We start from the raw sequence: 18,064 nt of genomic DNA, 5'->3' as shown, positions 1-18,064 counted from the left end.
GCGGGACACCCGCCGGGGATCACGCGCCGGCCGGACCGGGGCGCCGGGCAGTGACGAACCGGGGCCGTCGGGTCAGGTCCGGATGGTCGCGGACCTGGTCATAGCCGGCCGCGACGAAGATCGCCGGGGCGGACTCCCCCTGGACCTCGGCATGCTCCGAACAGATCCGGCCGCCGGGCCGCAACAGCCGCTGCCCGATCCGGGCGACCTGGCGGGTGGCATCCAGGCCGTCGTCGCCGCTGAACAACGCCAGTTCCGGCTCGTGCCGGCGGACCTCCTCGGCGACCTGCTCGTAGGCGGTCAGCGGGATGTACGGCGGGTTGACCACCACCAGGTCGACCCGGCCGGTGAGGTCGGCGAAGGCGTCGGCCATGTCCCCCTCACGCAGGTCAACGCCGGTGCCGGCCAGGTTGGTGGCGGCATAGGCGTACGCCGTGGGCGACTTCTCCACCGCGTAGTAATGATGCTCGGGGGCCTCGGTGACCAGGGCCAGACTGATCGCCCCGGACCCGGCACACAGCTCGACCACGGTCGCCGGCGCCGGCAGCTCGGCCAGCCGCGCCAGCGCCCAGCCGGTCATCACCTCGGTCTCCGGGCGGGGCACGAACACCCCCGGGCCGACGGTGAGCCGGACGGTGCGGAACCACGCCTCCCGGGTCAGGTGCTGCAGCGGGACTCCTGCGGCGCGTCGGCTGACCAACTCGCGGACCCGACGCAGTTGCGGGCCGGTCGGGTTGCCCGCGGTGAGCAGTTGCGTCGGGGTCAGGCCGAGGACGAGCCCGACCAGAGTCCGCGCATCGGCCACCGGGCTCGGCGCGCCGACCGCGGCCAGCGTACGCACCGACTCCCGGATCAGGTCGGCGGCGCTGACCGTATCGGCGCTGAAGCCGGTCGAGGGATTCGGCACGAACGCCTCGCCCGGGACGGACTCACTCACCCAGGTGCCCCAGCCGCTCGGCCAGGTCGGCCTCCTGCAGGGCAGTGATCACCGGCTGCAGTTCTCCGCCCAGGACCTGGTCCAGATTGTGCGCCTTGAACCCGATCCGGTGGTCGGCGATCCGGTTCTCCGGGAAGTTGTAGGTCCGGATCCGCTCGCTGCGGTCCACCGTCCGCACCTGGGACTTGCGGGCCTGCGAGGCCGCCGAGGCCGCCTGTTCCTCGGCCAGGGCGACCAGCCGGGAGCGCAGCACCCGCATCGCCTGGTCCTTGTTCTGCAGCTGGGATCGCTCGTTCTGCGAGGAGACCACGATTCCGGAGGGGAGGTGGGTCACCCGGACCGCGGAGTCGGTGGTGTTGACCCCCTGGCCGCCGGGCCCCGAGGAGCGGAACACATCGATGCGCAGATCGTTCTCGTCGATCTCGACCTCGGTCGCCTCGACCTCCGGCATCACCAGGACGCCCGCGGCGGAGGTATGCACCCGGCCCTGGGATTCGGTGACCGGGATGCGCTGCACCCGGTGTACGCCACCCTCGAACTTGAGCACCCCGTAGGGCATCGCGTCGGGATCGGCGGCCGCCGGGGCCTTGATCGCGACGGTGACCGACTTGTAGCCGCCCAGATCGGTCTCCTGGGCATCGAGCAGCTCGACCTTCCAGCCGCGGGACTCGGCGTACTTGGTGTACATCCGCAGCAGGTCCCCGGCGAACAGGGCCGATTCCTCCCCGCCCTCGCCGGACTTGATCTCCATCAGCGCGTCGCTGGAATCGTTCGGATCCCGCGGCGCGAGCAGGCGGGTCAGCCGCTGGGTGACGGTGTCGAGTTCGGCGCTGAGCGTCTCGGCCTCGGCAGCGAAGGCGGCGTCCTCGGCCCCCAACTCACGGGCGGCCGCCAGATCCTCGGTCAGCCGGTCGTACTCGTCGAGGGCCTTCACCACACCGGTGAGTTCGGCATAACGACGACCGACCCGACGCGAACGCGCCGGGTCGGCATGAAGGCCGGGGTCGGCCAGGGCTTCTTCCAGCTCCCGGAACTCGGCCCGCAGCGGTGCAGCGGCCTCGAACAATTACTTGTTCTTGTTCTTCTTGTTCTTCTTGGTGCCCCCGGCGCTCATCTGGGCGTACCGCTTCTCGAAGCGGGCGACCCGACCACCGGTGTCGAGAATCTTCTGCCGGCCGGTGTAGAAGGGGTGGCAGTTGGCGCAGACTTCGGCGCGGATGATGCCGCCCTCGGCGGTGCTGTTGGTGACAAAGGTGTTGCCACAGGTGCAGACCACGCGGGTCTGGCCGTAAGCGGGGTGAATACCCTGTTGCATGACGCATCTCCTGATATCTGGTGCCGGGTCGTCCCGCCCTGTTCGCGCTTCCCGCGCACCCGTATCGGGCCAGCCGGCGGTTCGGTTCCGATGACGTGAACCGGCACTGCCCGCCTATTATTCCGCACCCCTCGGCAACGGCCAAATCCGGCCGGCCGAGGTGCCTCGGCAGGCTCGGTGTGCAAAGGTGCAGCTTGTGATGTGGCTGCCTCTGATCCCCGCATTCCTGGTTGCCGTGGCCCTGCTGTATCTCCCCGGGCTGCTGGTCAGCGCGGGCATCCGACTGCGCCCGCAACTGCGCCTGGCCGTTGCCCCGGCGATCTCGCTGTTGGTGCTGTCGGTATCGGCGATCTGGGCCTCGGCGGTGGAACTGCGCTTCAGTCTGCTGCCGGTGGTGGTCTCCACCGTGATCGCCACCGCGGTGACCCTGCTCGGGGCACGCTATCTCACCCGGCTGGTCCGGGGCACCCTGGTCGGTCACTGGGTGGACTCGCCGACGCGGCGGCGCCGCCGTCGGCGCGGCAACCCGTTCGCGGTCGACGGGGCCGGGTGGCCGGTGGTCGCCACCGTGCTCGCGATGGTCCTGATGGTGCGCAATATCGTGCGGGTGATCGGCTCCCCCACCGCGATCGCCCAGGACTTCGACAGCATCTTCCACCTGAATGTGGTGCGCTGGATCCTCGACACCGGCGACGGTTCCACCTTCACCGTGGAATCGATGATCTCCGGCCCGAACCCGCCGCAGCCCTATCCGGCGGCCTGGCACGATCTGGTCGCCCTGGTCGCCCAGCTCACCGGGACGCAGCAACTCCTGATCGCCCAGAACGCGGTGATCCTGGCCGTCGGCGCGGTGGTGTGGAGCGTCGGCTGGGTCCTGGTGATCCGGATCCTCGTCCCGCGCAGCCCGGTCGCCCTGCTCGCGGTGGCGGTGCTCGCCTGCTTCTTCCCCAGCCTGCCGTACCGGCCGATGTCGACCGGACCGCTGTACCCGAGCCTGCTGGCGATGACCCTGCTGCCGACCCTGCTGATCCTGGTGGCGATGTTCTTCAACCGGGTGCCGCGCGGCCCGGAATCGAAGCTGGGCACCGGCGCGGTCCTGCTGCTGGTGATCGCCGGGGTCGGCCTGACCCATCCCAGCGCGCTGCTGTCGGCGATGATCGTGGTGCTGCCGATGCTGTTCGGCTGGGCCCTGGACGCCCGGCTGACCACCACCCCGGTGGAGTCGATGCGGTATCGCTGGATCACCCTCGGGGTGACCACGGTGGCCACGGTCGTGTGCTGGGTGCTGGTCCGCCCGGCACCCGAGGCGACGTTGGCCTTCCCCAAGCTCGGGATGGGCACGGCCCTGATCCAGGGGCTGCTGCTGCGCCCGGACAATCCGGCGGTGCCCTGGACCCTGGTGGTGCTGACCGCGGCCGGCGCGGTCAGCGTGTTCCGGCACCGTCGCTATCGCTGGCTGGTGGTCGCCCATCTGGGCTACCTGTTCTGCTGGGTGGTGGCGATCGCGCTGCCGATCGAGTGGCTGCGCCGACTGATCACCGGAGTCTGGTTCAACGACTACTGGCGCTTGGCCGCGCTGTTGCCGATCACCGCGATTCCGCTGGCCGTGCTGGGCGTACGCGAACTGGTGCACTGGATCCGGCTCGGGCTGCGCCGGTACGCCCCCACCCCCGGCACCCGGCGCGGACGACAACTGCTCGGCTCCGGAATCGCGGTCGGCACCGCCCTGGTCCTGCTGGCCCTGACGCTGCCGATGCCCTGGTGGAACCAGAATGCCCGGCAGATCGCTGCCCCGTACAAGATGAAGGAGCAGGCCCGGCTGGTGGATCCCGACGAGCTGGCGCTGTTCGACGTGGCCGCCCAGCAGGTTCCCGCCGATGAAACGATCGCGGTGAATCCGTGGACCGGCGCCTCCCTGGTGTACGCCTACACCGGCCGCCGGGTCACCCGGCCGCACATCAACGGCACCGACTCCCCGGCCGCCGCGGTGATCCGGGAGCGGCTGCGGGACGCTACCACCGACCCCGCGGTGTGTCCGGCGGTCCACCACCTGCGCGTCGGCTACGTCCTGGACTTCGGCACCCGCGGAGTGTTCGGGGAGAACCACGATTATCCGGGGCTGGAACACCTGGACCGGGCCGAGGGCTTCCGGCTGGTGGAGCGCCGCGGCGAGGCCGCGCTGTACCAGGTCACCGCCTGCCGCTGACGCCCGTCGTCGGACCCCTGGTCTTCCGCACCGGTTGCAGACAAAGCGGCCCCGCGGACGCCGAGCGTCCGCGGGGCCGGTTGACCGGAGCAGTCCGGAGCTCAGTCGCGACCCGGGGTGGTCTTGGAGATCACCATCAGGAACTCCGCATTCGACTTTGTCTTGCGCATCTGCTTGAGCAGCATTTCCAGCGCGCCTTGGCCATCCATGCCCGACAGCGCCCGCCGCAGGCCCCAGATGATGGCGAGTTCGGCCTGGCTGAGCAGCAACTCCTCGCGCCGGGTGCCGGAGGCGTCCACATCGATGGCGGGGAAGATCCGCTTGTCGGCGAACTCCCGCCGCAGCCGCAACTCCATGTTGCCGGTGCCCTTGAACTCCTCGAAGATCACCTCGTCCATCTTCGAGCCGGTCTCGATCAGCGCGGTCGCCAGGATGGTCAGCGAACCACCGTTCTCGATGTTGCGGGCGGCACCGAAGAACTTCTTCGGCGGATAGAGCGCGGCGGAGTCGACACCACCGGACAGGATCCGGCCCGACGCCGGTGCGGCGATGTTGTACGCCCGGCCCAGCCGGGTGATCGAGTCCAGCAGGACCACCACATCCATGCCGAGTTCGACCAGGCGCTTGGCCCGCTCGATCGCCAGCTCGGCGACGGTGGTGTGGTCATCGGCCGGCCGGTCGAAGGTGGAGGCGATCACTTCCCCGTCGACGGTGCGCTGCATGTCGGTGACCTCTTCGGGACGCTCATCGACCAGCACCACCATCAGGTGGACCTCGGGGTTGTTGGTGGTGATGGCGTTGGCGATCGACTGCAGGACCATCGTCTTGCCGGCCTTCGGCGGGGACACGATCAGGCCGCGCTGCCCCTTGCCGATCGGGGAGACGATGTCGATGATCCGGGTGGTCATCTGGTTCGGCGTGGTCTCCAGGCGCAGCCGCTCCTGCGGGTACAGCGGCGTCAGCTTGCCGAATTCCGGCCGGTCCTTGGCCTTCTCCGGCTCGTCGCCGTTGATCGACTCGATCCGGACCAGCGGATTGAACTTCTCCTTGCGTTCGCCCTCGCGCGGCTGGCGGACCACTCCGGCGACGACGTCACCCTTGCGCAGTCCGTACTTCTTCACCATCGACTGGGAGACGTAGACGTCGTTCGGCCCGGGCAGGTAGCCGGTGGTGCGGACGAAGGCGTAGTTGTCCGGGATGTCGAGAATGCCCGACACCTGGAGCAGGACGTCGTCGTCGGCGATGGTCGGCTCGGTCTCCAGGTTGCCCATCCCGCCACTGCGGGGGCGCCGATTCTGCCGGTCCCGGCTGCGCCGGCGACGGTTGCGCCGGTTCCCGGGCCCGTTGTCGTCATCGTCGTAGCGAGCGGAGTTGCGATCGTTCTCCCGCTCGTTCCGGTCGGTGCGCTCATTCCGGTCGTTCCGGTCATTGCGTTCGTTCCGGTCGTTGCGCTCGCCCCGGTCGTTCCGGTTGGCGTCGCGGTCGTTCCGGTTGGCGTCGCGGTCGTTCCGGTTGGTATCGCGGTCGTTCCGGTTGTGGTCGCGCTCGGCGCGGTTGTTGTTCTCGCGATCGAAGCGGTTGTCGCGGCCCTCGCGCCGGTTCCGCTCGCCGGCATCCTCGCCGTGCTGGGACTCGGCGCGGTCGCCGGCGAAGTTGCGGCGCTCGGCCTCCAGCCGACGGCTGATCTCGCGGGCCATGTCGGAATCCACGGCAGGTTCGGCCTCGGCGTCGCGCCGGTCGCGGCGCGGTCGATCGCGGCGGTTGCGCGGTTCGCGGGCCTCGTGCGCCGACTCGCGGTCCCCGGTCCGGGTGGTGCCGCCCGGCGTACCGGTGGACTCCTCGGCGGCACCGGACTCGGCCGCGGCGTGCTGCTCGCCGGCCGGTCGGTCCGCGCGCTCGGGGCGGGTCGCAGCCTCCGGTTCGGGGGCGGAGCCGCTGCCGTTCGTGCCCGCCGCGGCGGGTGCGGGTGACTCGGTGGGCGCGGCGGACCCGGTGGGCAGTTCCGCAGCGCCGGAGGCACGGTCCGGCGCCGCTGCGGGTGCACCCGAGCGCGGGGAGGAACCCGAGGACTGGGCCTGCTTGATGGCCTCGATGAGCTCGCCCTTGCGCATCCCTGCGGTACGCCGCAGCCCCAGCGAGGTCGCCAGCTTGCGCAGATCGGGCAGAACCATGGCGTCCAGGCCCTCACCCCGGCGCCCGGTGCGAGGGGCCGTGCGGTTGTCCGAGTCCGGCGCTGCCGTCGTGGCGTCGGCCGGCTGGCCCGCAGTGGGTTCGGTTACTTCGGTCACGTGTGTCCTTTCGGGGGACCGTTGTTCGAGAGTGCGTGGCAGCGCCCCGGCGCGGCTGCTCGGAACCCCGGTACCGGCGACTCAGCACGAGCGCATCCTCGGAGGTACTCGGATCATTCGGGTCGGTTCTCGAATCGACGGAATGATCTTTGCTGGGAACCGAGCAGGTGAGCAGCGATGTTTGCAGGAAACAGCGGTGCTTGTCTGCAACGAGGCCTGACCACAGTTGGTCGGTGGGCGGGAAGAACTCCACGCACCAACCACCATACCAACCCCGTCCCACAAACGCGCAAATCGACGCGGCGACTCTTCCCGAATGCCCGCGCGGGGTGCCCGGATCCGTCGGCAGGATCGGGCTTCGGTTCGGTCGGGCAGCGTCACCTTTGGGCAGGCAGCTTCGGTGCGCCGGGACGTTCGGTTACCGAAGGTGACGCTGGGTGCGGCGAGCGGCGCTCAGTCGCGCACCAGGGACACCCCGGCGCCGGGCCGCAACCGGTACTCCCGGAAGCCCGGCTCCGGCTCGAGGGCGGCGATCTCGGCCTCGGTCCCCAGCACCAGCACGGTGGGACCGGCGCCGCTGACCACCGCGGCATGCCCGGCGGCCCGCAACCGGCCGATCAACTCGGTGGACTCCGGCATCAGGTCCGCCCGATACCCCTGGTGCAACCATTCCTGGGTGGCCGGCAGCAACAGCTCCGGCGCCGCGGCCAGGGCGTGCACCAACAGCGCGGCGCGCCCGGAGTTGAGCGCCGCCTCAGCGTGCGGGACCAGCTTCGGCAGCGCCCCGCGCGCCGAGCGCGTCGAGACCGGCCGCGCCGGGACGTACGCCATCGCCCGTACGCCCGGATCCACCCGGGCGGTGACGGCGCGGACCCCGGGAACGGTCCAACTGATCACGAACCCCCCGAGCACCGCGGCGGCCACGTTGTCGGCATGCCCCTCGATCGCGGTGGCCTGTTCCAGCAGCCACTGCCGGTCCAGCCCCCGCCGGTCCCCTACCCGCCCAGCGGCGGATTCGTCCCGCCGGGCCAGGGCCCACGCGCCGGCCAGCCCGGCCACGATCGCGGCGGCCGAGGAGCCCAGGCCACGACTGTGCGGGATGGTGTTGTGCGCCCGCAGCACCAGCCCCGGCGCCTCGGCGTGCAGCGCGGCCAGCCCGTTGCGCAGGGTGGACACGATCAGGTGCGACTCGTCACGGGGCAGACTGTCGGCACCCTCGCCGGTCACCTCGACCCGCACCCCGTCCTCGATCACCTCGAACTCGAGCTCGTCGACCCAGTCCAGGGCCAGCCCGAGCGCGTCGAAGCCGGGGCCCAGGTTGGCACTGGTCGCCGGGACCCGGACCCGGACCCTGGTCCCGACCGGCACCGGCACCCCGCCGGGGCGTCCGGACCGCAGCCCGGCCAGGCCGACCATCAGGCTTCGACCCGCATGAAGCTGAGCACCTCATGCACGTCGGGCAGTTCCTTGATCGCCGCCACCGTCGCGGCCAGGGCCGATTCCTTGGCGCGGTGGGTCACCACGACCAGGCGGGCGGTATCGGGCCGGTTGGAGATCGAGGAGACCTGGCGCAGCGTCTGCACCGAGACGCCGTGTTCGGCGAACCGGGTCGCCAGCGCGGCCAGTACGCCGGGCCGGTCGTTGACCTCGACATTGATGAAGTACCGGGTCTCGATGTCGCCGATCGCGATCGCCTGCCGGTTGGAATGGGTGGTCCGTTTCGGCCCGGTCGACCCGGCGATCCGGTGCCGGGCGACGGTGACCAGATCCCCCAGGACCGCCGCCGCGGTCGGTTCGCCCCCGGCGCCGGGCCCGTAGAACATCAGCTCCCCGGCGCTGGCCGATTCGACGAAAACGGCATTGAAGGCGCCGCCGACGGTCGCCAGCGGATGCTCGGCCGGAATCATCGCCGGATGCACCCGGGCCGAGACCCGGTCGCCGGCCAACCGGCAGATCGCCAGCAGTTTCACCACATGGCCCATCTCCTCGGCCGCGGCGATGTCGGAGCTGGTCACCTCGGTGATGCCCTCGCGGTAGACATCCAGGGCGGCAACGTCGGTGTGGAAGGCCAGCCCGGCCAGGATCGCCGCCTTGGCCGCGGCATCGAAGCCCTCCACGTCCGCGGTCGGGTCCGCCTCTGCGTACCCCAGGGCCTGGGCCTCGGCGAGGACGTCGTCGAACCCGGACTTCTCCGCGTGCATCTTGTCCAGGATGAAGTTGGTGGTGCCGTTCACGATGCCGATCACCGCGTTGATCTCGTCGCCGACCAGCGATTCCCGCAGCGGCCGAACGATCGGGATCGCCCCCGCCACCGCCGCCTCGTAGTAGAGGTCGACATTGTTCGCCTCCGCTGCGGCGTACAGCGTGGCGCCGTCCTCGGCGAGCAGGGCCTTGTTGGCGGTGACCACCGATTTGCCCGATTCCAGGGCGGCCAGGATCAGCGTCCGGGCCGGTTCGATCCCGCCGATCACCTCGACCACGATGTCCACATCGTCGCGGGCCACCAGCGCGGGGGCGTCGGTGGTGAACAAGGCAGGATCGATCCCCTCCCGCACCACGTCCGGACGGCGCACCGCGATCCCGACCAGGTCCAGCGGGGCTCCCACCCGGGCGGACAGCTCGTCCCCGCGGGCGACCAGCAGGCGCGCCACCGCGCCGCCGACGACTCCGCAGCCGAGCTGGGCCACCCGGACCGGGGTCCGGTCCCCGGACGCGCGTCGCTGACCAGCAGGATTGGGGGACATGGTCATGGAGCGGAACCTCATCTGTGGGACTGGCTGATCGGTGCGGGACGTGCGCGCCGGGAACTCACGCCGGAGGGACGCGGGCACCCCGCCGCCCCATCCTAGGGGATCGGGGCCGCGGCCCCCGAACACCGTGGCGCCGGGACTACCCCTGGTCGAGCCCGAGCAGGTCCTCGAGGGTCTCCCGCCGGATCAGCGTGCGCCACTTCCCGTCGGCGACCGCGATCACCGGGGGCCGCAGCGCATGGTTGTAGTTGTTCGCCATCGCCCGCGAGTACGCCCCCGAGGCCGGCACCGCGATCAGGTCCCCGGGGGTGACGTCATCGGGCAGGAACTCATCGCGGACCAGGATGTCGCCGGACTCGCAGTGCTTGCCCACCACCCGGGACAGCCGCGGCAGCCCGGCCGACCGCCGATCGGCCAGGGTGGCGGAGTACTCCGCCCCGTACAGCGCGGGCCGGATGTTGTCGCTCATCCCGCCGTCCACGGAGATGTAGCAGCGGTGCGCTCCCCCGTCCAGGGTGACGTCCTTGACCGTGCCGACCTCATACAGCGCCATCCCGGCCGGGCCGCTGATCGAGCGACCCGGTTCGATCGACAGTCCGGGCCGGGTGATCTCCAGCGCCCGGCACTCGTGGTCGACGATCTCGTTGAGCTGGGCGGCCAGCTCCGCCGGCGGGATCGGCTGATCCTGGGCGGTGTAGCGGATGCCGAAGCCGCCGCCGAGGTCCAGTTCCGGCATCTGTTGCCCGGTGGCGCGGGCGAGCTCGGCATGCAGCCCGAGGGTCCGGCGTACGGCCACCTCGAAGCCGGCGGTGTCGAAGATCTGCGAACCGATGTGGGAGTGGATCCCCCGCAGGTCCAGTTCCGGGGCGGCCTGGCAGCGCTCCAGCGCGATCAGCGCCTCCCCGGTCGCGATCGACAGGCCGAACTTCTGGTCCTCGTGGGCGGTGGCGATGTACTCATGGGTGTGCGCCTCCACCCCGGCGGTCACCCGGACCATCACCGGCACGGTGCGCCCATGGGTCCGGGCCAGCTCGATGATCCGATCGATCTCGATGAAGGAGTCGATCACGATCCGGCCGACCCCGGCGGTGATCGCCAGTTCGAGTTCCTCGATCGTCTTGTTGTTGCCGTGCAGGCCGATGGTGGCGGGGTTCACCCCGGCGCGCAGCGCGACGGTGAGTTCGCCACCACTGCACACGTCCACCCCGAGGCCCTCCTCGGCGGCCCAGCGGCAGGCGGCGATCGAACAGAACGACTTGGCCGCGTAGTAGACCTCCCAGCCGGCGAAGGCCGTGGCGTACGCCCGGGCCCGGGCCCGGAAATCGACCTCGTCCATGATGTAGGCCGGCGTGCCGACCTCCGCGGCGATGGTGCGCACATCCACCCCACCGACCCGCAGCGCCCCGTCGGCGCCGCGTTCGACCGTTTGGCTCCACAGCCCCGGCATCAGGGCATTCACATCGTCCGGTTCGCGCAGCCACTTGGGGGCGGGGGTCACGGCGTCGGCGTGGATCGAGCCGGCCACATGCATGTGCGTCATAGCCATAGACTTTGCCAGATCCGACGCGCCGGGAGCACCTCGGTTCGCCAACAGGGCAATGAACCTGTTAGTGTGTACGACGGCCGCGAGACAGCAAGGAAAACCGCTGAACTGCAGCCAGGCCCCCGTAGCTCAGGGGATAGAGCACCGCCCTCCGGAGGCGGGAGCCGAGGTTCGAATCCTCGCGGGGGCGCCCTTGGGGCCACCGGGCCCGACCACATTTGTGGCGGGCCCGAGTGCCGGGCCTTATTGTTTTCTCATCTCTGAGTTATGGCTCCGTTTCGCTGCTGGCGAACACCGGGCAAATGCGGCCCGACCACGGGTGTCCCACTTCGTTCCATCAGGGTGTACGCCATGCCGGACGCGAAATTCTTTGGGTAGGCTCGACGCGAGCAGTTTCACAACCTGCCGCACATCGTTCGTCAACCCGGAAGAAGGCGATTGTGGCCCCCGCGCCCGACCAAAACCAGCCCAGCTTCGGCGCCAATGACTGGCTCGCCGAAGAAATGTTCGAGCAGTACCAGGCTGATCCCACGTCGGTGGATGCGAGTTGGGTTCAGTACTTCCGCGACCACGGTCTGACCGCCCCTGCGGCGACCGGCTCGGCCACGGCAGTCGCCCGCTCGAACCAGCCGACCACTCCGGCTGCCACCGCCACCAAGCCGGCGACTCCGGCCGCGGCCCCCACCGGCCAGCCCCGGGGCGAGCAGCCCAACGGCCACCAGCCCGCCGCGCCGACCCCCTCGGCCGGCGCCCCCCGGGCCACCGTGGAGAAGCCGAACATCGTCCGGGACGCGCGTCCGGCCAGGTCGGGCAACCCCGGTGGTCTGCCCGCCGACCCGCCGAACCCGACCGTACGCCCGGTCAGCGACAAGGGTGCGGCCAAGAAGACCGTGATGCGTGGTGCGCCCGGGCGTACGGCGAAGAACATGGACGGGTCGCTGACCATTCCGGTCGCCACCAGCGTCCGCACCGTCCCGATGCAGTTGGTGATCGAGAATCGCACCGCGATCAACGAGCACCTGCGTCGGACCCGCGGTGGCAAGGTCTCCTTCACCCACATCATCGGGTACGCCATGGTGCAGGCGCTCAAGGCGATCCCGGCGATGAACAACTCCTTCGAGGAGATCGACGGCAAGCCGAACCTGGTCGAGCCGTCCTCGATCGGCTTCGGGTTGGCGGTCGACCTTCAGAAGGCCGACGGCACCCGCCAGCTGGTGGTCCCCTCGGTCAAGGGCGCGGAGGATCTGAACTTCACCCAGTTCTGGGCCGCCTACGAGGAGATCGTCGAGAAGGCGCGGGACAACAAGCTGCAGGTGTCCGACTTCCAGGGCACCACCATCACCCTGACCAATCCGGGCGGTCTGGGTACGCAGCATTCGATCCCCCGCCTGATGAACGGTCAGGGCACGATCATCGGGATCGGCAGCATCGACTACCCACCGGAGTACCAGGGCGTGGACCGCGAGCGGCTGGTCGATCTGGGGGTGTCGAAGGTGATGACTTTCACCTCCACCTACGACCACCGGGTGATCCAGGGCGCCCAGTCCGGGGAGTTCCTGCGCAAGCTGCACCAGCTGCTGATCGGTGAGGACGGCTTCTACGACGAGATCTTCCGGGCCCTGCGCATCCCGTACGCCCCCTCGCGCTGGGCGGTGGACTCCTCGATCGACCACGAGGCCCAGGTCGGCAAGCAGGCCCGGGTGTTCGAGCTGATCAACGCCTACCGGACCTCCGGCCACTTCATGGCCGACATCGATCCGCTGGAGTACGTGCAGCGCAGCCACGAGGATCTCGACGTGCAGACCCACGGGTTGACCCTGTGGGACCTGGACCGCCCCTTCGCCACCGGCTCCTTCGGCGGCCCGCAGCCGTTCATGCGCCTGCGCGACATCCTCGACGTGCTGCGCGACTCCTACTGTCGCACCGTCGGCATCGAGTACATGCACATGCCCGACCGCGATCAGCGCGAATGGATGCAGCGGGCGGTGGAGCGCAAGGCCGACCGGCTGCCGCGCGAGGAACACCTGCGGATCCTGGACAAGCTGAACGAGGCCGAGATCTTCGAGACCTTCCTGCAGACCAAGTTCGTCGGTCAGAAGCGGTTCTCCCTGGAGGGCGGCGAGTCCGCGATCGTGCTGCTGGACGAGCTGTGCGAGATGGCGGCCAACGACGACATGGACGAGGTCGTCATCGGCATGCCGCACCGCGGCCGGCTGAACGTGCTGGCCAACATCGTCGGCAAGTCCTACGGCCAGATCTTCCGGGAGTTCGAGGGCAACATCGACCCGCGCGCGGTCCAGGGCTCCGGGGACGTGAAGTACCACCTCGGCGCCGAGGGTGAGTTCAAGGCGCTGTCGGGCAACACCATCAAGACCTCGGTCGCGGCGAATCCGTCCCACCTGGAAGCGGTCAATCCGGTCCTGGAGGGCATCGCCCGGGCCAAGGAGGACATCGTCAACCGGGGCAACGAGTTCCCCGTGCTGCCGATCCTGATGCACGGCGACGCGGCCTTCTCCGGTCAGGGCGTGGTCTACGAGACGCTGCAGATGTCCCAGCTGCGCGGCTTCCGCGTGGGTGGCACCATCCATGTGGTGGTCAACAACCAGATCGGTTTCACCACCTCTCCGGAGTTCAGCCGCTCCTCGGTGTACTGCACCGATGTGGCCAAGTCGATCGGCGCGCCGATCTTCCACGTGAACGGGGACGATCCCGAGGCCGTGGTCCGGGTGGCCCGGTTGGCCTTCGAGTTCCGCCAGGAATTCAACAAGGACGTGGTGATCGACGTGGTCTGCTACCGCCGCCGCGGGCACAACGAGGGTGACGATCCCAGCTTCACCCAGCCGCTGATGTACGACCTGATCGACAAGAAGCGCTCGACCCGCAAGCTGTACACCGAGGCCCTGATCGGCCGCGGCGACATCACCACCGACGACGCCGATGCCGCGATGCGGAAGTTCCAGCACCGCCTCGAAGAGGTGTTCAAGGAAGTGCGTGACGACGACCAGGTCCCCGACGACTACGTCCGGGTTCCGCGCTACCCGCAGAAGCGGGGCCGCCAGGATCCGACCGCGATCAGCCCGGAGGCGATGAAGATCATCTCCGACGCGCACATCAACGCCCCCGACGGGTTCCACCTGCACCGCAAGGTCAAGCCGCAGCTCGAGCGTCGCGCCAAGCAGATCCTCGAGGGCCCGATCGACTGGGCCACCGGGGAGATCCTGGCGCTCGGGTCGCTGCTGCTGGAGGGCCGCCCGGTCCGCCTCAGCGGGCAGGATTCCCGCCGCGGCACCTTCTCCCAGCGCTTCGCCGCCACGGCCGACCGGGTCACCGGCGATCCGTGGGTGCCGCTGCGCAACATGCAGAAGGGCCAGGCGCAGTTCCAGGTCTTCGACTCCTTCCTGTCGGAGTACGCCGCCCTCGGCTTCGAGTACGGCTACTCCGTGGCCCGGCCCGAGGCACTGGTGCTGTGGGAGGCCCAGTTCGGTGACTTCGTCAACGGCGCCCAGACCATCGCCGATGAGTTCATCTCCTCGGGTCAGGCCAAGTGGGGCCAGAAGTCCGGTATCGTGCTGCTGCTCCCCCACGGCTACGAGGGCCAGGGCCCGGACCACTCCTCGGCCCGGATCGAGCGCTGGCTGCAGCTGTGCGCCGAGGACGCGATGGCGGTCTGCCAGCCGTCGACCCCGGCCAGCCATTTCCACCTGCTGCGCACCCACGCGTACGTGAACTGGCACCGGCCGCTGATCATCGCGACCCCGAAGTCGATGCTGCGCAACAAGCGCGCCACCTCGATGCCGGAGGACTTCACCGCCGGACACTGGCGGCCGCTGATCTCCGATGACTCGATCACCGACAAGTCGAAGGTGAAGACGCTGATCTTTTGCTCCGGCAAGGTCCGCTGGGACCTGGTGAACCGGCTGGAGGCCGACGGTCGCGCCGACGAGGTTGCGATCTTCGCCTTCGAGCGGCTCTACCCGCTGCCGGCGGAGGAACTGGCGGAGGCGCTGCGCGGCTACGAGCATGTCACCGACATCCGGTGGGTGCAGGACGAGCCGGAGAACCAGGGTCCGTGGCCGTTCATCCACGCGAACCTGCCGGAGGCGTTGGCGGCGTACCTGCCGGATCGGGAGCTCGCGCTGACCCCGATCACCCGGCCGGCGTCCTCGGCTCCCGCGGTCGGTCTGCACCACGTGCACGAAGAGCAGCAGAAGGAGCTGATCAACCGCGCCGTCGCGGTCTGATCAGCACCGGTTCGGAGTTCAGCGCGATGTATTTCACTGATCGCGGGATCGAAGAGCTGGACAACCGCCGCGGCCAGGAGGAGGTCACCTTCTCCTGGCTCGCGGAGGAACTGCGGCACTTCGTCGACCTGAATCCGGAGTTCGAGACCCCGATCGAACGGCTGGCCACCTACCTGGCCCGCCTGGATGACGAGGACGACGACTGAGCGCCGCCCCTTCCATCGGATGAGACGCACGAAGCCGGTCCGGGCCTGAGGCCCGGGCCGGCTCGTTGCGTCCTGGGTGGGGACTCAGCCCCCGATGGGTCGGCGCCCGGAGCACCGGGCCGGTGGGTCGGCCCGAGCGATCAGTCCTGGCCGATCAGCCGCTTGGTCGAGGAGGGCAGCAGTACGCAGACCCCGACCACGATCGCGGTGACCATCATCACAACCCCGGTCAGCAGCGACCCGAGGCCGGGTTGGCCGGAGACGAAGGAATAGCCCACGAACAGGTGGATCACCTGGGCGGTCACCGCGAAGCCCCGGGCCAGGCGGCGTCCCCGCCACAGCCCCCAGCCCGACAGGGCCAGCAGCGCGGCGTAGACCAGCAGGAACACCGACGCACCCACTCCTACCGCAAGCCGGGTAGGATTGGTGCTGGTGAGCTCGACCACCGCGAACGCGGCGAACCCGAGGGCCTGGATCGCCAGGACCACGGCCGCAATCCGAAGGGTCCGAGGAATCGAAACCTTGCGCAAACTGGGTTGATCCTCGGTAGTGTTGGGCACCCGGCAACTCTACGCCACGTGGGCGGGGTTGGCCGAATGAAACCACCCCAGGGATGGCTCCACTCGTGTCAAGTCTTGTTTTCAGGTGAAGTAGTTGCCAATCTTGGGACGTTGAAACACGCCGCTCACAAGGCGGCTTTAGTCAAAGGGGTGGTTTTCCGCCATGGATTGGCGCCACGAGGCAGCCTGCTTGGACGAAGATCCAGAGCTTTTCTTCCCGATCGGGAACACCGGCCCGGCCCTGATGCAGATCGAAGAGGCCAAACAGGTCTGCAAGCGATGCACGGTCCGGGAGGCTTGCCTCCAGTGGGCCCTGGAAGCCGGTCAGGACCACGGCGTATGGGGCGGTCTGTCCGAGGACGAGCGACGCGCCATGAAGCGTCGGGCGGCCCGCTCCCGACTCCGCTCCGCCTGAATCGAATCACCGACCACCCCCGCAGCCGAAGCTGCGGGGACTGTCTGGTGCCCGCGTACGCCTGCCCGCACCCCAGTGGGACCGGGAGCTACCCCTGCGGGGACAGGGAGTACTCGGGGTCCGGCGAGGCTTCGTGCGGATCCCGCATCGGCATCCGGATCCGTGCCCGGGCACCGGGCCCGTCCGGATTGTTCGTCAACTCGAAGGTGCCGCCCAGATCGGCCATCAGCGTCTTCACGATCGACAGCCCCAGGCTCGGCGACTTCTCCAGACTGAACCCCTCGGCCAGGCCGGCTCCGTCGTCGACCACATCCACCCGCAGGCGTCCCGGCTCGGCCAGCGGACGCACCCGCACGGTTCCCTCCGGGTGACCGGCCAGGCCGTGCTCAAAGGCGTTCTGGCACAACTCGGTCATCACCAGGGACAGACTGGTCGCATTCTCCGCCGCCACCAGCCCGAAAGTGCCCTCCCGCCGGGCCCGGGAACGACTGAACCCGGCCACCGAACTGACCATCTGCAGCACCCGGTCGGCGACCCCGTCGAACTCGACGACCTCGTCGAAGGCCTGGGACAGCGTTTCGTGCACCACCGCGATGGCACTGACCCGGGAGACCGCCTCGGTCAGCGCCGCCTTGCCCTCCGCGGAATCGATCCGGCGGGCCTGCATCCGCAACAGCGCCGCGACGGTCTGCAGGTTGTTCTTGACCCGGTGATGGATCTCCCGGATCGTGGCGTCCTTGGTGACCAGGGCCCGCTCGCGCTTGTTCAGCTCGGTCACGTCCCGGATCAGCACCAGGGTCTCCCCCGGCCACAGCGCGCTGTGCAACGGCAGGATCCGCATCCGGATCGAGATCATCCCGACCGAGATCATCCGCTCCCGGGCGGTGGTGCTGCTGATCAGGGCGCGCAGGTCCTCCGGGTCGCCGCCGGCTCCGGCCGGGGCCATCACCGCCAGGGTCAGCATGGTGAGGTTCTCGTCCTCCAGATCGCCGACCAGGCCCATCCGGCGGTACGCGCTGACCGCGTTCGGGGTGGCGTACATGACATCGCCGTGCGCATCCAGCCGGATCAACCCGTCGCCGACGCTGGGGCTGCGCTCGGGGTGACTGGGCTCGCCCTCGGGCGGGAACTCGCCGTTGGCGAGCATCGAGGCGAGCTGCTCGGAGATCTGCAGGTAATTGTCCTCCAGCGACCCCGGCGCCCGGACCCCGAACTGATTGGTGTGCCGCTCCACCACCGCGATCACCTGCCCGTTGCGGCGGATCGGGATCGAGCTGACCCCGGCCGGGATCCCCAACTGCAGTTGGTGATCACTGGCGCGCACCGTGCTGCCACTGAGGTAGGCGACCGCGACGCCGTGATCGGAGTTGTAGGCGATGTTGTCACCGACCACATCCTCTTCCAGGGCGGTCGGGCCGGTGGTCGGCCGCACCTGCGCCACCGCCCAGAACACATGTGGATCCTCATCCCGGATCCACAGCACCAGGTCGGAGAAGGACAGATCGGCCACCAACTGCCACTCCCCGACCAGACGCATCAACCACGCCTTGTCCTCGGCGGACAGATCGCCGTGATCCTCCATGAGCCGTTGCATCGCCTCCAT

At 69.4% G+C, this 18,064-nt stretch carries 13 protein-coding genes and 1 tRNA gene; 5 read left to right on the top strand and 9 right to left on the bottom strand.

What is annotated here, in order from left to right; translation table 11 throughout:
• Nucleotides 1-19 precede the first annotated feature (19 nt).
• Genes prmC through rpmE form a run of 3 tightly spaced genes read right to left on the bottom strand, consistent with a single transcriptional unit; the run spans nt 20 to nt 2,252 of the window.
• The gene (gene prmC / locus G531_RS0106830) at nt 20-937 is read right to left on the bottom strand and encodes a peptide chain release factor N(5)-glutamine methyltransferase (RefSeq protein ID WP_245630485.1); all 918 of its coding nucleotides are present in this window, start codon (nt 935-937) and stop codon (nt 20-22) included.
• Nucleotides 930-2,003, bottom strand: coding sequence for a peptide chain release factor 1 (prfA, locus tag G531_RS0106825; RefSeq protein ID WP_026926671.1), 1,074 nt, complete (start codon nt 2,001-2,003; stop codon nt 930-932). The genes prmC and prfA overlap by 8 nt, the downstream gene beginning before the upstream one ends.
• Nucleotides 2,004-2,252: a 50S ribosomal protein L31 gene (rpmE, locus tag G531_RS0106820; RefSeq protein ID WP_026926670.1), complete on the bottom strand. Its 249-nt coding sequence runs from the start codon at nt 2,250-2,252 to the stop codon at nt 2,004-2,006. It abuts the gene before it with no gap.
• 199 nt (nt 2,253-2,451) lie between these two features.
• Here rpmE and G531_RS21015 point away from each other — a divergent pair, with 199 nt between their 5' ends.
• Nucleotides 2,452-4,458, top strand: a complete 2,007-nt coding sequence (locus G531_RS21015) for a DUF6541 family protein (RefSeq protein ID WP_035758025.1) — start codon at nt 2,452-2,454, stop codon at nt 4,456-4,458.
• A 101-nt stretch (nt 4,459-4,559) separates the two neighbouring features.
• Here the strand turns inward: G531_RS21015 and rho are convergent, their stop codons facing one another.
• The 4 genes from rho to lysA form a co-directional block, all read right to left on the bottom strand.
• Nucleotides 4,560-6,746 (bottom strand): transcription termination factor Rho, encoded by a 2,187-nt coding sequence (gene rho, locus G531_RS0106810; RefSeq protein WP_026926669.1) that lies wholly within the window; start codon nt 6,744-6,746, stop codon nt 4,560-4,562.
• A gap of 453 nt (nt 6,747-7,199) precedes the next feature.
• The gene (gene thrB, locus G531_RS0106805; protein ID WP_081683899.1) at nt 7,200-8,162 is read right to left on the bottom strand and encodes a homoserine kinase; all 963 of its coding nucleotides are present in this window, start codon (nt 8,160-8,162) and stop codon (nt 7,200-7,202) included.
• Complete coding sequence (locus tag G531_RS0106800) at nt 8,162-9,496, bottom strand: homoserine dehydrogenase (protein WP_081683898.1); 1,335 nt, start codon at nt 9,494-9,496, stop codon at nt 8,162-8,164. Before G531_RS0106800 ends, thrB begins: the two co-directional genes overlap by 1 nt.
• Nucleotides 9,497-9,635: 139 nt before the next feature.
• Nucleotides 9,636-11,036, bottom strand: coding sequence for a diaminopimelate decarboxylase (lysA, locus tag G531_RS0106795; RefSeq protein ID WP_026926666.1), 1,401 nt, complete (start codon nt 11,034-11,036; stop codon nt 9,636-9,638).
• Nucleotides 11,037-11,157: 121 nt separating this feature from the next.
• Here lysA and G531_RS0106790 point away from each other — a divergent pair.
• The 3 genes from G531_RS0106790 (at nt 11,158) to G531_RS0106780 (ending at nt 15,486) form a co-directional block, all read left to right on the top strand.
• A tRNA-Arg gene (locus G531_RS0106790) sits at nt 11,158-11,229 on the top strand.
• A gap of 247 nt (nt 11,230-11,476) precedes the next feature.
• Nucleotides 11,477-15,280, top strand: a complete 3,804-nt coding sequence (locus G531_RS0106785; protein WP_026926665.1) for a multifunctional oxoglutarate decarboxylase/oxoglutarate dehydrogenase thiamine pyrophosphate-binding subunit/dihydrolipoyllysine-residue succinyltransferase subunit — start codon at nt 11,477-11,479, stop codon at nt 15,278-15,280.
• 26 nt (nt 15,281-15,306) lie between these two features.
• On the top strand, nt 15,307-15,486 hold the full coding sequence (locus G531_RS0106780) for a DUF6104 family protein (protein WP_026926664.1): 180 nt from the start codon (nt 15,307-15,309) through the stop codon (nt 15,484-15,486).
• A 140-nt stretch (nt 15,487-15,626) separates the two neighbouring features.
• Here the strand turns inward: G531_RS0106780 and G531_RS21010 are convergent, their stop codons facing one another.
• A complete protein-coding gene (locus G531_RS21010; protein ID WP_145978688.1) occupies nt 15,627-16,046 on the bottom strand; it encodes a hypothetical protein in 420 nt (139 codons plus the stop codon).
• Between the two features lie 163 nt (nt 16,047-16,209).
• On the opposite strand from G531_RS21010, the gene G531_RS0106770 reads away from it, so the two are divergent.
• The gene (locus G531_RS0106770) at nt 16,210-16,461 is read left to right on the top strand and encodes a WhiB family transcriptional regulator (protein ID WP_026926663.1); all 252 of its coding nucleotides are present in this window, start codon (nt 16,210-16,212) and stop codon (nt 16,459-16,461) included.
• An 88-nt stretch (nt 16,462-16,549) separates the two neighbouring features.
• On the opposite strand, the gene G531_RS21005 is transcribed toward G531_RS0106770, so the two are convergent.
• On the bottom strand, nt 16,550-18,064 hold the full coding sequence (locus tag G531_RS21005) for a sensor histidine kinase (RefSeq protein ID WP_051215166.1): 1,515 nt from the start codon (nt 18,062-18,064) through the stop codon (nt 16,550-16,552).

The organism is Granulicoccus phenolivorans DSM 17626 = NBRC 107789 = JCM 15570 (genome assembly GCF_000423085.1).
Classification (GTDB): Bacteria; Actinomycetota; Actinomycetes; order Propionibacteriales; family Propionibacteriaceae; genus Granulicoccus; species Granulicoccus phenolivorans.
The sequence above is the reverse complement of the archived record's forward strand: the minus strand, read 5'-3'. Positions and strand labels throughout refer to the sequence as shown.

Bases quoted from the DNA above. Each gene is read 5' to 3' on its own strand.
- rpmE (WP_026926670.1), bottom strand. From the start codon at position 2,252: ATGCAACAGGGTATTCACCCCGCTTACGGCCAGACCCGCGTGGTCTGC.
- G531_RS21015 (WP_035758025.1), top strand. From the start codon at position 2,452: ATGTGGCTGCCTCTGATCCCCGCATTCCTGGTTGCCGTGGCCCTGCTG.
- thrB (WP_081683899.1), bottom strand. From the start codon at position 8,162: ATGGTCGGCCTGGCCGGGCTGCGGTCCGGACGCCCCGGCGGGGTGCCG.
- G531_RS0106800 (WP_081683898.1), bottom strand. From the start codon at position 9,496: ATGACCATGTCCCCCAATCCTGCTGGTCAGCGACGCGCGTCCGGGGAC.
- lysA (WP_026926666.1), bottom strand. From the start codon at position 11,036: ATGACGCACATGCATGTGGCCGGCTCGATCCACGCCGACGCCGTGACC.
- G531_RS0106780 (WP_026926664.1), top strand. From the start codon at position 15,307: ATGTATTTCACTGATCGCGGGATCGAAGAGCTGGACAACCGCCGCGGC.
- G531_RS0106770 (WP_026926663.1), top strand. From the start codon at position 16,210: ATGGATTGGCGCCACGAGGCAGCCTGCTTGGACGAAGATCCAGAGCTT.
- G531_RS21005 (WP_051215166.1), bottom strand. From the start codon at position 18,064: ATGGAGGCGATGCAACGGCTCATGGAGGATCACGGCGATCTGTCCGCC.